This window comes from Psychrobacter sp. H26, from assembly GCF_059073035.1.
Map to the genome: position 1 here is coordinate 608,865 of NZ_JCACRW010000001.1, position 15,484 is coordinate 624,348.

Below are 15,484 nucleotides of genomic sequence, written 5' to 3' on the forward strand. Positions count from 1 at the left end.
TTTTTTATGGGCGAAAAGTATGGATCTGAAAGGCGCTGAAATTAGAAATTTTAAAGAAATGGGGCGAATTATTAATGATAATAGCAATGAGCAATATCCATTAAAAGTTCCGCACTATCAAAGACCATACAAGTGGGCTCCAGAGAATGTTGAGAAACTAATTACCGATTGGTTTAATCATGAAGAAAATAGTGATTATTTCTGTGGATCAATTGTAACAGTGATACATACTGATCAACCTCATGACTTAATCGATGGTCAACAAAGATTTACAACATTGTTTTTGGCAAATTTCGTAAGCCTGATGACTCTTCGATCATTGGTATTAGCAACACTAAAATACCAAGGCTATGCAATGCGTTTTATTACACTCTATGATGAAATGTTAGGTAGCTTACAGCACGTTATAATTCTCGATTCTGATGATAGCAGTCCTACTTCATTATCAGGCTTAAGCAAGATAAAAAATATAATCATAGACGAGCTGAGCAATGGAAATCTTGATGCTGCTATCGAAACATTTAATAAATATTTCTCAATGACAGAAATTCGTAGGCTATTATGTAATAGAACCCTAAACCTCCAATACGATAGAAGCTCATTCAATACTTCACTTATAAAAGTAATGTGTGCACTCGATATTAACTTGGAAAACGAAAAAGATATAAACTTCTCAATAGATTTAGATGAGTACCAAATACCTTATTCAGCTAATGAGCAAACATATGTAAACTCAATAAAAACTATATTTGAGAGTATTAGGAATAAAACTAACTCTGAGATCAAGTCTCCCTCTCATATTAAGTCAATACAAATGGCTATAAGTTTTAAAGATATAATTTCAGAGTTTATAGATGATGTAAAAGTTTGTATTGTTCAAACCGGTAATCCTGATGATGCCTATACGTTGTTCGAGGTATTGAATGATAGAGCTCTAGCTCTAGAAGACTTAGATTTAATAAAGAATGAGTTTTATAAGAATTACGTTTTAAAAAGTGATTCAAAAGTTGGTGAAGAAGAGAAAGATAGGGTATTACAGGAGCTGGATGATAAGTGGGTCAATGAAATATTTAATAAGACTCAAGACTACGAAAAGAAACTTATTACTTTTTTAGCTGTTGGATATATTACCGGATCAGAAAGTATAAAACATGACAACTCAAAAGGTTTTAGGGATGCTCTAAAAACTTACTTTAACATGTATGATTCGAACAACCGTTATGACCAATATAAGATAGCTAAAGATTTTAATATTTTTCTAACTTGTAAGAAGTTTATGGAGCTCTTTTCCTTAAAATACCAAAAAAAGGATCTAGTTGCCTTACAAGCAGAATATAGTACAGAAAAATCAGAAATTTATAAAACTGTACATTTACTCTACGCAAAAGATCAGTTTGGCGTGCTTTTAGGGCTAACAAACTTTATTTTCAGGAACATTGAATCTATTAGTCCAGACTTTGAAATATCTAAGGTCAAAACTATTTTAGAGGAGCTTTTAAAAACAAGTCACGCAAGCAATGGTCTAAAATATCTAGATCTTCATAATATATGTACTACTCAGTCAAAGAGTTTATGGAAAGTTGCTATTATGGCTAAAGACTACAAAGCTCCTCGTAGCTTTGCTATTTCATTAATAAATCAGCATTTTTTAAGCTCTCTTAAAGTTAATATATGTAGTATTAGTGTTGAGCTAAACAATCATCTAAATAGTGAATTTGAAAGCTGGTTAAGAAATTGGAGGTATACTTCTAGTAGTAAGAACACACTTTCTATTCGAATTCTTTTCGCCAGACTCATTAAAATGAGTCTAGATATATCTACAATGAAGTTAACAACATCTACTATTGCGAACACTATAAGCCAAGCAGATGTGGCTGAAATGCAGCTTGACCATATTGAGCCTAGTAAAGTTAACTTTTTAGCAGAAAACAAATACTTTAAGCATATAGATAGAGAGAGGTTCGTGAATGAGCTAGGCAATATGATGCCTTTACCAGGAGCTCAAAATCGTGATAAATCCAATCAACCTGTCATGGAAAGTTTTAAATTCTTTGAGGAAGCTGGCTTAAAAAATCATTTTATCTTAATACAGACCAAAATGTTATTTGAAGAGAATAAAGTGCTATCTACTGGTAGTACTGATTTTTATATACCGACTGAAAGTTTCTTTGAAGAACGCAAGGAGTTTTTAATCGACGTATTCAAACAAGTTGTGAGTTGATATTAGAACGTATACTACAAAGAGCTTGTTTCTAAATTTGATAGGTTTGAATTAAGAGTATAGCATGGGTCCATTATTTCAAGATTTGAATTTAAAGCCTGTTTATCGTACTGGTGAAGACAATTTATTCACTGACTTTTATCGACCGTTACTATCGTCTGCTATACGCTACGATAGAGCAGTTGGTTTTTTTTCGTCAGAGATTTTGTCTTGTAATCTCAAAGGACTAAGTAGTTTAGTTAGAAATAATGGCCGCATGCGATTAATTATTGGCGAGCCACTAGAGAAAGACGAATATGAGGCTATATTACATGAAACGATGGAAAGTCGTCAGGTGTTGACCGAGCTTTATATTAATAAGCTGATTGAAATGATGGATGGCACGGAAGCTAATACAGGTAGGTTGCAGGTCTTAGCTTATCTAGTCGCCTCGAAAAGGCTGGAAATTAAATTTGCTGTTCGACCAAAAGGTATGTTTCATGAAAAGATAGGGGTTGTTTATGATGAAGAAGATAATTGCGTAGTCTTTCAAGGGTCTGCAAATGAGACCCCTTCTGCTCTATTTGAACATATTAATGCTGAATCCATAAGTGTATATAAGAGTTGGCAGGAATCCGTTTTCGAAGATTACGGTAAAAACTACATACGGTCTTTCGAACAACTTTGGGAGGGTAATAGAGAAGATATAGTTGTTCTTGATGTAGTCTCAAAGCAATATGAGCGTATAGCTGATTATATAAGCAGTCAAATTAAACAGTCTAAAAATAATAGACTGGATTTTGAAAATTTTTTATCGCAACTTGATGATAATTTAGAAGATGGTATTTCTTTATCCCAGAGTGCCTTGCCTAAAGTTCCTGAATACTTAGGTACTCATAAGTTTGATATAAGGCCACATCAACGAGAAGCTTTAAACAGCTGGCGAGCTAATCAATTTACAGGAATCCTTAAGCATGCAACTGGCTCAGGTAAGACGATAACGTCAATATACGCTTTAACGAAGATGTTTGAGGCAAAACAAAAACAAGGTCAGTCATTAATCGCAATGATTAGTGTTCCTTACATAGATTTGGCAAAGCAATGGGTGAAAGAGCTTAAGCTGTTTAATATAACACCTATTCAGTGTTTTGACAGTAGGTCTAAATGGGAAGGTTCTTTGGCGAGAAACTTGCAATTAGTTGAATTTGGGAGCTCAGAGTTCGTTTGTATTTTAGTTGTTAATAAAACACTCTGTTCAGATCATTTTCAAAAAGCGATAAAAGATATTAACTTGAATAGTTTAATGTTCATAGGTGATGAGTGTCATAGACATGGTGCTAACCAAACTCGTTCGCTATTGCCAGATGCAGTTTTCAAACTAGGTCTATCTGCTACACCATTCAATGATGATGACGATATGTTAGAAAGTCCATTCGGCAATGATGCAATGGATAATATCTTGAGTTATTACCAAGCCATAGTTCATGAATACAGTCTTGAAGACTCAATTCTAGATGAGGTATTAACCCCTTATGATTATCACATTATTCCAGTTCATTTAACTGAGGTTGAACAAGAGGAGTATGACCAGCTATCTGAAAGCATTAGAAAAATAATGATTAATTCAGGTGGTAACCTGTCAAAAGATAATCGTGAAAAAATGGTTACTCTCACTTCAAAAAGAAGTCGTTTATTAGGAAGTGCTGAAAACAAGATGTTCAAGTTGAGAGATATAACTTCCAATATATCTGAAGAAAAACGTAAACTCACTTTATTTTATGTCGGTGAAGGTAAAGACTCTGAGGACAATATTATCATTGATCAAGTTACAAAAACTTTGAGAGATAACGATTGGAAAACAGCTCAATTTACAGGTAAGACAACTAAAAGAGAAAGAGATGAGTTATTACATTTATTTAAGCAACGAAGAGTTGATGCCTTAATAGCAATGAAAGTTCTTGATGAAGGTATTGATGTCCCTGCGTGTAGTACTGCTTATATTCTAGCAAGTACGAAAAACCCCAGACAGTATGTTCAGCGTAGGGGAAGGGTCTTGAGAAAGTTTCCAGGTAAGACTAAAGCCACAATACATGATTTTGTAGTATTACCTTGCCCATATAGCAAATCCATTTTTGGAAAGAAGCTTTATGAGTCAGAGCTAGAAAGAGTAAGAGATTTTTCATTACTTGCAACAAATAAAATAGAGATTGAGTCACATCTACAGGAATTGGAGGTTTTGCGTGTCTAATAATGATATAAGAGAAATGTTTGAAGAAGCTAATAAGCTAGTTGAAAAGGAACTTGAGACTCCTTTGAGACAGTTAACCCGCAAGATACTTAATGAGGAAAGAAAGTATCTATACTCTGATCAAAAGCCAGCGCAACGTAAAAAAAACATAAAAGACTTTATTGAAGAAGCTAGAAAATCTGGTAATTTCAAAAGTAATCTGGGGGCATAAGTGAAGATAATTTCTTTAAAGATGAAAAACTTCAGGCAGTTCCATGGTGAGCAATCAATAGAGTTTTCTACCGATACAAAAAAAAATATCACTCTAATCCATGCTGAAAATGGAGTTGGTAAAACAGCTTTGCTGAATGCTATCAAATGGTGCTTTTTCGAAGAAACGACTCTTAACTTTAGTCAGAAAGATAATTTACTAAATAACTATGCTCATGATGACGGGGATAACACCTATTATGTTGCTATCGAATTCGAGGAGGATGGCGAATATTTTTATTGTGAGCGAGGTTATAACGATATAAGTAAAAATTACTTCAAAATGACTAGGGACGACTTCGAGACTGGTGCCAAACCAATTAATGATCCTGAGTTGTTCATAAACTCGATACTTCCGAAAGAGATGTCTGAGTACTTCTTCTTCCAAGGAGAAGGGGTAGGTAGCTTTACAAAAGCTAAAGTAGGACATAACAGAGAAGTTAAAGAGGCTATTCAGAATATACTAGGGTTTAAAACAGCTCAGCAAGCAATTGATGACCTTGGTGATATCAAAAAAGATTATCGAAAAGAAGTGGCTACAAGAAATAAAGGTTCGGAATTAGCTAAGCTTAGTGAGGAAATATCAAAATTAGAGCAAGAAAAAATTGCTAAGGACTCACGTTTGAGCCTTTGTGATAAAAATATAGGAATGTATGAGCAACTAATTTTAGATATTGATGAGAAGTTAGCAAACAGTAATAGCACCGTGGTTAAACAGAACCATCAAAATCGCGCCAAACTTGATAAGCAAAAAAGCGTTCTCACACAAAGAATTAAGGGTAAAGAGACTGAAAAGGTTAGACTTATTAAAATGTACGGCGCGCATGTCTTTGCGAAAAAACTGGCATCTCAAGCTTTAGACTTTATTAATGAAGAAGAGTTTAAGGGAACGATACCAGCACCATATAATGAGAATCTAGTTAGACAGATACTTGAAGAACATGCGTGTATTTGCGGCGCTCCTATTCATGGCAATTCCGAAGCTTACAATAATATTAGTAAGTTGTTGAAGAGTGCTGCAGATCCTGATCAGGGTAATAGAGTAATTCGAGCACGTGAAACACTCAAGTCAATTCAAACGAAGAATGAAGGTGCTAAAGGTCATTTATTGGCCAATCAAAACGACTTAATTCAGCTTCATAATAATTTGGAGGATACAAAGCGAGAGCTTGAAGAGATATCATTGAGAATGACAGAGTTTAATATTGACGAGATTGTTAGCTTAGAGAACCAAAGGAAGTCACACCAGCAGCATAAAGATACTGAATATCGAACTCAAGGTCGGTTAGAGGTAGAAACGGACAGGTTGAAAAGATCTATTGATGCGACACAAAGTAAAATCAATCAATTGCAAGCTCAATCAACAGGGATTGATATTTATCAAGAGTCACTAGACATACTTAATGAAGTGGAGTCTTTGTTAATTAATACACTTCAAAAGGCAGAAGAAAGCAGTTTTAACGAACTTTCAAAGCTAATTAATGACACTTTAGATTTATACGTTCGACAGGACTTTAAGGCTAAAATAGATAAAGAGACATTTAATATTCGTCTCATCGATAATCAAAATAGAAATGTAGCAATGAGTGATGGCCAACAGCTTTTATTGAGTCTGACCTTTATATCTAGCTTAATTCAGCTGGCTGCTACAAGAAAAAATGCTCAAGGTGAAATCCTAACTCCAGGGGTTATAGCACCTTTCGTTATTGATGCTCCTTTTGGTGTTCTTGATAATACTTATAAAGGTAATATGGCTAAATCTATTCCTGAGTCGGTTGAGCAGGTCGTTTTCTTATTATCCTCTAGTCATTGGGAGGGTACAGTAGAAGAAAATATCAGAGAAAGAGTAGGCAAAGAATATAATCTAGTTGCAGAAGTAGCATCTTCTCAAGGGAGCAAGGAGCTTAATCCTATATTTGTCAAAGGGAATAAGGTTGATACCGTACGTTATGACTGTGGCATCGATAGAACAGTTATTGAGGAGGTGAAAGTATGATGGGACGGAATAATAAAACCGATTGGCGAGGGTTAAATGTTAATCGTGAAAGAAGACATGAAAATTTAATTCATACTCTGGTTGAGGATAAAGAGACAGCAATCTTTACCTACAACAAGGATCTTATGATTTTCGCTGCAATGATTGGTTATGCTTATAATAAGAGATTATCTTTATCAGGTGATAAAATATCGATAACGTTAGGAACATATTATAATACTGAAGACGATGGCTTTATATATTTATTAGCATTGATGGAAAATAAAAATGCCACCTGCTTAAAGGATCCCAACCTATCTGACTCAATTAAAATCTTTGAAGATTACTGTAATGGCGGGTTAGATATTGTTCAAGACTGGTTTAGAAGCAACCCCACAGATAACAGTAGAGTTGAAACTCTAGAAGCTAAAATTTGGGAGTATATGAAGAGTCAAGAAGGGTTGGAACAAGGTATTAGTAATGATGACTTAGATGTGGATTTCTGAATGAGAGAATTTTCCATCTTTTCATGCTTTGGTTAGCCGAGATGATCTTTCATGTCAGCTTCAAGAGCGGTATCGATAAGGGGTTGATGGCTTATAAGGTGGCTTTTTCAAATTAGGTATAAATAATAGGCTGAGAAAAATGAAAGGAACTGAGATCTGTGTCAAACAGATTTCAGTTCTTTGTAGAGGATCCAAAATAAGAGTAAATGCTACGATAAATAACGTAAAAAAGTCTCCTGAAAGTCATCAAGGTCATACCCTTTGCCTCGCACTTCCTTACCCCGTAGGTCGAGTGCTCTCATATCCTTAGACGAAATTTTGAATTCACTTAATCTTCTAGCAATTTGATGTAAAGTCATAGGCTTGCCATGATTTAGAGTTGACCAAACCATCTCTGGATCTCTACATAATCCTGTAAGCAAATCTCTGCTTAAAAGTCTATTTGTTCCACATAGATTGAAAACGGTTTGAATATCAGCTAATAGCTGCTCATTTAAACTAGGTTCATCGCTTTCAATACCAGAGATTTCGATACAAGCATTATGAGCCTTCTCTAACCAATCATGACCTAGCATCATAGCTATTTTTAGCAAAATTTCCCAGTTGTCTTGTGCTCGATCATTGATATAAGGTGGCAATACTGGTTTAGCTGCTTTGACAGCATCCATATTATCATTAGACCACCTCGCAAGTTGTGACTGGATTTTGTTAGTGACATCTATAGGCAGATCACGTACTCGTTTCATTGTCTCCTTTTTCATTTTACGGCATAGCGTGAGCGATATTGAGCGATCTATTAGTGTACTATGTATTTTACCAATACCTGAGATCGCTTTCGCACAATAAACATCAAATGTAGTGGGTTTATTATCATCACCAACACAGCGAAAAACTGCTGAAAGTTGGAGGCTATGTCCTGCATTTAGTATGCCTCGCATTTCCTTATCATCACTAATAAAAGTATCAGCTTCATCAATAAATAGTGTTGGTTTATAAGTTTCAATGCAACGATATAGAGCTGGGCTTGTAATATTAGATGTTGACAGCGATTTTTTGCTTAAACGACTCATTAATACTAAAAGCGTAGTTTTACCGCAACGTTTCTCTGGAGCATTAATCCAAGCAATAGGTAAGATTTGAGCTGCTGGTATGAACCAAGTCATTAATATCCATAGCGTGGCAGCAACTTTTACTGCATCAGTGCAAGCGATATGATCTTCTAGTATCTGATATATTAGACTAACTATTAAAGCAATATCAGTTACAGGTTCTGAGCATGGCTTAATATCAACAACTAAACTTTGAGTATTTTCAGCTAGCTCGTCTCTCACATTCTTGACCAATTTATCGAATGCGTTTAGTGTTATATTCAAAAATTTAGCTGTATCAACTCGTATGAGCTGATAGTCTAGCTCTGGCAATTTAGCCATTTCATTGATAATAGTTTGCGCGTCAACTGAGCTAATTCTTGGCGCATTTTGTGATAAAATATTTAATGATGGCTCGTCAATGTCATCTGTAGTGGTTTTTGAGAGCTGGTCATCCTGCCAGATGACCGGCCCTTTTATTAAGTCGGCTGATTGCTCATCAACCGTCTCAGGAGGTCTAGCCTTATTTTGTTTACTCATGATAATGCCTCCTCATCAATAGAGGATGCAGAATGGCTTTCTATCCATTCGTTTATATCAGATAGACGCCAAAGACTAGCTCCATCAATTTTGATAGGAGCTGGAAATCTATTCTCGCTGATCATCTTATAAATATGTTTAGACGAGAACCCTACGATACCGCGTCTAGCCTTTTTAGCAGTAATTATACGCTGGTGCCCAGATTGGGTAATATATGTTCGTGCTCTACGTTCGGGGCAGTTAGCAAGGTCTGACATTCGTAGAAATTGTTCATTTGTTTTCATTATAGTTTACTCCTCAGCGTGGTTATAGCCAGTAGTGGCTGGTGCTGTAGAGTAATGTTAAGTGCGATTCACCCTATTGTAAACAAGCGTGCATGCACACTATAAATTATGAAAAATCACCTTTGTTGGCTTCTCTTAACCATCTGTAAACTGTCTCATAAGCTGGTTTTTCATCTGTATCGACATATTGTTTAATGTACTCTGCTGTAGCTCTCATGTTTTTGAAACCTTTATTTCTATGTATAGCTATGTATTCTAATTTCTTTTTTATCCTGAAATCTTTTTTTTCTTTAGCTCCTATATTAGCTGCTCTAGTATTACTGATTGATAGCTGTTCTTTATAATAGGCACCACTCTCATAACTTAGCTGAACAGTACCACCGCCATATAGAATGACTGCGTAATCATGATATATTGAAGCCACATCAAACGCGTCTAGATCGAATGCTAGAATTGACAGCCACTTGTAGGTATATATCCTAATTATTTCGTACATCATAATTTGAAGACGTTTTAATTCAGCTCCAGAATAGGGAGCTAATATATTTTGAAAGTTATGATATTCATGAATTTCGATATCTAGGTCTTTATCCATTTGTATGAAAAGACTTTCTATATAACGATTTAGTGCATATTCATCTCTGCTCTCTGTACGTTTCATATTTGAATAGTTTTTTTGAAAGCTAGCTTTATTATCTTGAAAGTAATTTAAATCAAACTTAAATTTTTCACTTGTGTATGCATATGATGCTGCTTCAACAATGTCTAAAAAATAAAGATTATTTTTTTGTTGTAGTTCGTGACATTTCCGATGGGACAACATGTTATGAGCTATGTCAATAGTTCTAGGCCTATCTAAATTATCTGTAAAAGCCTTATAATAGTTTTTATTATTGATCGCTTGAGGGTCAAACATAGTTTCCTACCTTCATATAATAAAAGTAAAGTGTTTAAGTGAGTAACAGCTATTGTTTTGATAATTAATTTTAGCCTTACATTTTCTATTGATCAGAAAAAATATGCTCGTATCTATTTTATCTGGCTGGCGATCTGCGCTAATAAATTAGGCGACACACCCTGAGCTTGTAAACTCTTTATCAAAATATCTTTATCATGCAAAGCTATATCAGTAGCTTGCTCATTACGGCTATCCATTTGTTTTTTGATTTCATCTGGTGTGAGTAAATCGAAGCTAACAGCCTTGCCAGCCCGTAAGTCATCTAGATGATTTGCCCATTGGTTCATCATCATCTGCCGTTCCGCTAAGTGAGCTGATAAATCATAACGCTTTTTAACGCTGGACTGTTCAAGATGAGCTAATTGTATTTCTATAAGATTTTGACTAAATTGCAACTCATATAGTCCTGTGCTTGCAAGTTGTCTGAATCCGTGACCAGTCATTTTAGGGTAGGGATCACCTGTATAGCCCATACGTTTTAATGCCTGATTAAACCAGACATCGCTATAAGGCTTACTACGCTCAAAGTTATAAAATACGTAACCCGTTTTTTCTGTCAAAGATCGCATACGCTCGATAATTGCTATCGCTTGTGGTGATAATGGAATAATATGATCTTGACGCATTTTCATCTTATGAGCGGGTATACGCCACACGTTTTTATGATAATCAATCTCCGACCATTCAAAAAACCTTAGCTCTTTCGTTCTAACAAAGCAAAGCGTCATCAGTTGCATGCCAGCAATAGTCTGTTGATGCGCGTTTGGATTATCTGCACCGTATTGGTCAATATTGCGTAGTAGCTCTGGGAATTGGTGCTGCTCAATCGCTTTCATACGCTCAGCTTTATGAGGTCTTAATGCTTTGTTGCGACCATAAGCGATGTTGATGATATCGTACCCTAGTGTATTAATAGCATACTCAAAAACTGAGCTAATGAGGGCAACACACTTGTGTGAAGTATCAGTTGTCCACTTCCCCCGCTCTTCAAAATAGGTTTGGATTGCTAATCCAGTTTTGATAACGTCTTGAGCCGTTATAGAGACAATAGGGTAGTCGCCTATATGCGGTGCAATATGCTTATCTAGATAGTTATGTAGTTTTTGAACGTTCTTAGGTGTAGTGCTAGATCTTTCGTTAATATAGCTTTTAGCAATTACTATAAATAAGTCTTTTTGCTCAAAGTTATTCTTTTCATGATTTTTGTGTTCTGTAGGATCAATACCATCACTGAGTAGTTCCTGAGCTTTATCACGTGCCAGCCTTGCTTCTTTCAGTGACACTTCTGGTTTGAATGTAGAATCAATACTTTGCTTGGCTGGCTTGTAGATTCCTATTTGATACGTTTTTTGCTTAGGTTTAAGGTCTTTATCGGATTGATAGCGGTAGGTCATCTGCCAAAACAATGAGCCATTTGGATGTTGTATAAGGTATAGGTTGTTACCATCACCGTGGCGTGTGACTTTGGTGGGTGTGGACTGTTTGGCAATTGCTTTCACGCCAGCGTCAGTTAATCGGTAGTCTTTTTTTCTTGTCATGGCTTATACCTCAAGTTGTCGAGAGGTTTAACAACAACCTCGCTCCATAATTAACAACAAAAAATGACGTTGTATATTATTTAACAACGCATTTAACAACATTGTAGAGGTGCTAGTAGGTAATGACAAGTGTTTAATAAAGACTAAAAACTATGTATGATAGGTGTTTAAAGGGCTTGAGGTAATGCGAGGTTATGTCTAAATACAATGATTGGTGCGCCCACCAAGACTCGAAATAATAATATAAGTATATGATTTAATTTATCTTAATAAAATATATTTTTATGGATACTGTGTATTATACTGTATAAACAAAAAATGACGCAATTAGGCGTCATTTTTGTCTTTGTTGGTATCGTTTACTAGCGCATCGATCTTAACCTTTAACCATTTATTAGGCCGTCCTTCAAGATCAGGTGGCGGTAAAAAGCCGGCATCACGCTTGCGATGAATGGTTGTATTAGATTCCCAGCCAAATATTTCTTTGATGTCGCCTGTGGTGTAATACCTACCTATCATTTCAATCTCCTTTGTCTTCAATACTCTTACAATCAATTACCCCAACTGAAGAAAGGCTTATATGTCGCTTCTTCAAGTCATGCGGTATAACAATTAGCTATTCTTTATTCGTAACTGGTCGCTCTAGCCTTGCATTCTTCAAAGTGTGTGTGGGCCCAACTAATCGCTGCGCTCTCAAGATTCCCAATATCGTCAGTATAGAACCATTTAGTTTGACACCATCCCCAATCGCTAAAGCAAACACTACCATCCGATGAAAAGTTATGAGGGGTAGGGGTGGCAAATTGGGCGAGGTAACCAACTTTACCGTTACGCTGCAGCTCTTCAGCAATACAGTCATCACCTTCTATATCATTAGGTAGTTGAAGTAAACTACAAACGTCATTGCAACCAAATATGGCGTCTGTTAAGTCTTCGCTAAGCGTGTCGGCTAAGCACATATAAATAGGTATCATTTTTTCACAGCGCACATTCGCGGTGTAAGTTTCATCTATTAATTTTTTTCTACTATGATTCATGATTAACTCCTAATACCTATTTTCAGTCTTTATCGCTACTAAGCGGTTTGTATCATCAGCTATTGGATTGTTTTTGCTTTACATTGAAAGCAGAGAGGTACCTTCGATGAAAGAGATTGAGATAGCTGTCTATAAACTCTCTAAGCTCTATCACGTTGAAGTTCGCGGTGGTTATACCGAGATTTGCCAAACTCCTTACGATCATTTTGGTTTGCTGCCCAGGATATACCGCCGATTGGTCTACTGTTTCTGCTAGCCATGTATTTTTTCTTAGCAACATCAAACTGTTTTTGTAGACGCTTGGCTATGTATGGTTCGTCAGCTAAATTAAGACTCAGGATACGTAGTGGGTCTCCAATTAAGCGATATTCAACGACACTCTGACCGTTACCTAAAAGAGAGATAGCATCTTTGGATTCAAAGATTTTGTCGTCTACTTTCAATTTGTGTTTGCCACCACTGTCAGCGATAGCAATAACTGCATCAGCCCACATTGCGAACTGTTTACCGTCTCTGCCTTCAGAAACATCTTTAGTGAATAGGTGAGCATATGATGATACAAAGCTACGCATAGCACCTGTCAGCTTTTTGGCCAATGCATCGTTAACGGTAGCAGTCTGCCAGCCGCCAGCGATAAACTCATGAACATTGCTGCGATCAAGCTCTATCTCAAATGGAGCAATGCGTTTAACTTTGCAGGCATAGAACGCTTGGTTGTCATCTGAATCTGATGTGATCACCTGAGCGCCAAAGGTACCATCAGGATATTTTCGCACTGAGTTTAGGTTTAGTTTGATGTGTAAGTTCATTGGTTGCCTCCAGCAGCGTATAAGCGCATTTCAGCGAGTTTTTGATTGGCGTAAGCGTTCTGCTTTCTGAACTCTATTAGCTCAGGGCTATCGATTGAGCTCATGCGCGGCTCAAGTGTTGATGTCGCTACGTCTTGCTCGGCTTGGCTGAGCAGATAGCTATTACAGCCAGTGATGTTACCGACCACTACAAGTGACATACCTGTTGCCAGTCCTGCAGCGATATGCGCACAGCCTGACTTTATTTGGTTGAGTAGTGCGAGATGTTGTGCCATAATCCTTTCACTCCTTGTTGAGTAAAGCCCCTTTAGATGTCCAGTCGAGAAGGGGCTTTTTATTGTTTAAAATTTGGTACTACCGCTAACTTGTGATTAGCTGATAAATTAATTATGCATTAATGCATAGTTTATTGCAATAGTGGATAGTATAAATTATGCAAATATGAATACTATAATTTAAATAGTTATAAAAAAACCCGCTCAAGGCGGGCTACAGAATCATAATTGAATTAATTCTCTATAGAAATGAACATAAGTAAGATAATCGTTGATAATAAAATAGGTCAGTGATACATTCTAAACTTATGTCATTTACCTATTAGGGCTATTGTTATGAAGCTATTATCAGCGTTTTTCGTATCTATATTAATGATGGCGCCAGTAATGCAGGCGAATGCTCAAAACTATCCTTGTTCTAAGAGCATGGGTGGTGTATCGCATTGCAAAGATGGTAAGTTTGTTTGTAAGAATGGCAAGATTAGCCAGTCTAAGAAAGTTTGTAGTAGCTAAGAGGAGCTTAAATATCATGCTAGAAAAATTATGCTGGGTCATGTTATATGGCATTCGTGGTGCTATTTATGCAGTACCTTTGATGTTGCTTTCGCTCGCGTTTACTTTTATTAATAATAATCTGCTATCAGCTATTGAGGGCAGTTCTTTTATAGTCATGATTAATTACCTATCGAATGGTTTTATGTATCTTTCATTGGGCGCGTTGGCTTCTGCAGCCATAGTATGGCTAGCGACTTGGATATCGGATTATTGGACAGGGTATTTACCAAATTGGATCGGAAGAGAGTTGTATTGAAGTAGAAAACAACCCGCTCAATGGCGGGTTAGGTAGTAAGATGGAATGATGAGGTAGTATTTATTTATGCATAACAAAAATCATATTAGCCAAGACTGAGTTAATAAAACATTGTCTGCATATTCCAAATTTTCGAGCATAAATTTTCTTTCTTTTTCGAGCGTACTAATACCTTGACTCAAATCTTTTAAAATTAAATCGTAGTTTCTTAGTAGCATTAATGAAAGAATGACTGAAAAATGACTATTGTCATCGTCTGGATCTGCATTTGTATAGATGTTTGAGCTAAAAGGTACTATCCACTCTTTATCAGCTGCTTGGAAAAGATGTAAATCTTCATAAATCCAAGCACAGTTATTATATTGAAGTACATGTCTTACTTTAGAAAAATCTGGAGTTGCTAAGTCAGTTATGAAGGTAACAAATTCGCGATCAAAAGGTGTACTTCTAGTTCTTGAAATCAAAACCTTTAATAGGTTCCAGACATGAGCATGTCCAGGACGACTTTTTCCTACTTTAACTAACTTGGCAGTAGTTGAATTTCTACTTTCTCTATTATCTAATAACCAATATGTTGAGTTGATGTCTTCGGTAGGCATGTAGCAGCCTAAAATAATGCTAATACTTCTAGCAAGAAAAAAAGAGGCTGTATATGCTGATATCTCAGCATATGTTTGATTGTCATTGTCAACATCTTGGCTATAGCTTCTTAATAAGGCCCCCGCTTTATGTGCAAGATAAATGGATTCCCTAATCATTAAGTTTCTACAGCCAGGTAAATTAGTTGTAACAATCTCAGTATTAGAGTTTTCAAAAGAATTTTTATAGGAAACCATTAGATCAGATAAAGACATGGAAGGACAAGCGCCTACATCTGTGTAGTCGCTGAAACTTTGCCTTAGCAGATTTTTTATGCTCGCCCATTCAACATTTACAGTTCTATTTATACCTGCCTCTAATTTCATT

The 15,484-nt window shown here is 36.1% G+C and carries 15 protein-coding genes; 6 read left to right on the forward strand and 9 right to left on the reverse strand.

Annotation, left to right across the window (positions count from 1 at the left end; all coding sequences use genetic code 11):
• Positions 1 to 19: 19 nt before the first annotated feature.
• From AC5JPT_RS02530 to AC5JPT_RS02550, 5 genes are all read left to right on the forward strand, one after another.
• The gene (locus AC5JPT_RS02530; protein ID WP_493856983.1) at positions 20 to 2,221 is read left to right on the forward strand and encodes a GmrSD restriction endonuclease domain-containing protein; all 2,202 of its coding nucleotides are present in this window, start codon (positions 20 to 22) and stop codon (positions 2,219 to 2,221) included.
• A 64-nt stretch (positions 2,222 to 2,285) separates the two neighbouring features.
• Positions 2,286 to 4,448, forward strand: a complete 2,163-nt coding sequence (locus AC5JPT_RS02535) for a DEAD/DEAH box helicase family protein (RefSeq protein WP_493856984.1) — start codon at positions 2,286 to 2,288, stop codon at positions 4,446 to 4,448.
• Positions 4,441 to 4,659, forward strand: a complete 219-nt coding sequence (locus tag AC5JPT_RS02540) for a hypothetical protein (protein ID WP_165598257.1) — start codon at positions 4,441 to 4,443, stop codon at positions 4,657 to 4,659. Before AC5JPT_RS02535 ends, AC5JPT_RS02540 begins: the two co-directional genes overlap by 8 nt.
• Positions 4,660 to 6,693, forward strand: a complete 2,034-nt coding sequence (locus AC5JPT_RS02545) for an AAA family ATPase (RefSeq protein WP_493856985.1) — start codon at positions 4,660 to 4,662, stop codon at positions 6,691 to 6,693. It abuts the gene before it with no gap.
• The gene (locus tag AC5JPT_RS02550; RefSeq protein ID WP_493856986.1) at positions 6,690 to 7,178 is read left to right on the forward strand and encodes a DNA phosphorothioation-associated protein 4; all 489 of its coding nucleotides are present in this window, start codon (positions 6,690 to 6,692) and stop codon (positions 7,176 to 7,178) included. The genes AC5JPT_RS02545 and AC5JPT_RS02550 overlap by 4 nt, the downstream gene beginning before the upstream one ends.
• 209 nt (positions 7,179 to 7,387) lie before the next feature.
• Here AC5JPT_RS02550 and AC5JPT_RS02555 read toward each other — a convergent pair whose 3' ends face one another.
• The 8 genes from AC5JPT_RS02555 to AC5JPT_RS02590 form a co-directional block, all read right to left on the reverse strand.
• Complete coding sequence (locus tag AC5JPT_RS02555; RefSeq protein WP_493856987.1) at positions 7,388 to 8,806, reverse strand: DUF3631 domain-containing protein; 1,419 nt, start codon at positions 8,804 to 8,806, stop codon at positions 7,388 to 7,390.
• The gene (locus AC5JPT_RS02560; protein WP_493856988.1) at positions 8,803 to 9,090 is read right to left on the reverse strand and encodes a helix-turn-helix transcriptional regulator; all 288 of its coding nucleotides are present in this window, start codon (positions 9,088 to 9,090) and stop codon (positions 8,803 to 8,805) included. The genes AC5JPT_RS02555 and AC5JPT_RS02560 overlap by 4 nt, the downstream gene beginning before the upstream one ends.
• Positions 9,091 to 9,196: 106 nt before the next feature.
• Positions 9,197 to 10,006: a hypothetical protein gene (locus tag AC5JPT_RS02565; RefSeq protein WP_493856989.1), complete on the reverse strand. Its 810-nt coding sequence runs from the start codon at positions 10,004 to 10,006 to the stop codon at positions 9,197 to 9,199.
• A 113-nt stretch (positions 10,007 to 10,119) separates the two neighbouring features.
• A complete protein-coding gene (locus AC5JPT_RS02570) occupies positions 10,120 to 11,586 on the reverse strand; it encodes a tyrosine-type recombinase/integrase (protein WP_493856990.1) in 1,467 nt (488 codons plus the stop codon).
• A gap of 327 nt (positions 11,587 to 11,913) precedes the next feature.
• On the reverse strand, positions 11,914 to 12,105 hold the full coding sequence (locus AC5JPT_RS02575; RefSeq protein ID WP_394213772.1) for a hypothetical protein: 192 nt from the start codon (positions 12,103 to 12,105) through the stop codon (positions 11,914 to 11,916).
• A gap of 104 nt (positions 12,106 to 12,209) precedes the next feature.
• The gene (locus AC5JPT_RS02580) at positions 12,210 to 12,623 is read right to left on the reverse strand and encodes a hypothetical protein (protein ID WP_493856991.1); all 414 of its coding nucleotides are present in this window, start codon (positions 12,621 to 12,623) and stop codon (positions 12,210 to 12,212) included.
• A gap of 140 nt (positions 12,624 to 12,763) precedes the next feature.
• A complete protein-coding gene (locus AC5JPT_RS02585; RefSeq protein ID WP_493856992.1) occupies positions 12,764 to 13,432 on the reverse strand; it encodes a hypothetical protein in 669 nt (222 codons plus the stop codon).
• Positions 13,429 to 13,707: a hypothetical protein gene (locus AC5JPT_RS02590; protein ID WP_493856993.1), complete on the reverse strand. Its 279-nt coding sequence runs from the start codon at positions 13,705 to 13,707 to the stop codon at positions 13,429 to 13,431. Before AC5JPT_RS02590 ends, AC5JPT_RS02585 begins: the two co-directional genes overlap by 4 nt.
• Positions 13,708 to 14,133: 426 nt before the next feature.
• Between AC5JPT_RS02590 and AC5JPT_RS02595 the strand changes: the two genes are divergently transcribed.
• Positions 14,134 to 14,220 (forward strand): YdcA family protein, encoded by an 87-nt coding sequence (locus tag AC5JPT_RS02595; protein WP_493858418.1) that lies wholly within the window; start codon positions 14,134 to 14,136, stop codon positions 14,218 to 14,220.
• Positions 14,221 to 14,598: 378 nt separating this feature from the next.
• On the opposite strand, the gene AC5JPT_RS02600 is transcribed toward AC5JPT_RS02595, so the two are convergent.
• Positions 14,599 to 15,483, reverse strand: a complete 885-nt coding sequence (locus tag AC5JPT_RS02600; protein ID WP_493856994.1) for a hypothetical protein — start codon at positions 15,481 to 15,483, stop codon at positions 14,599 to 14,601.
• Between the last annotated feature and the right edge of the window lies 1 nt (position 15,484).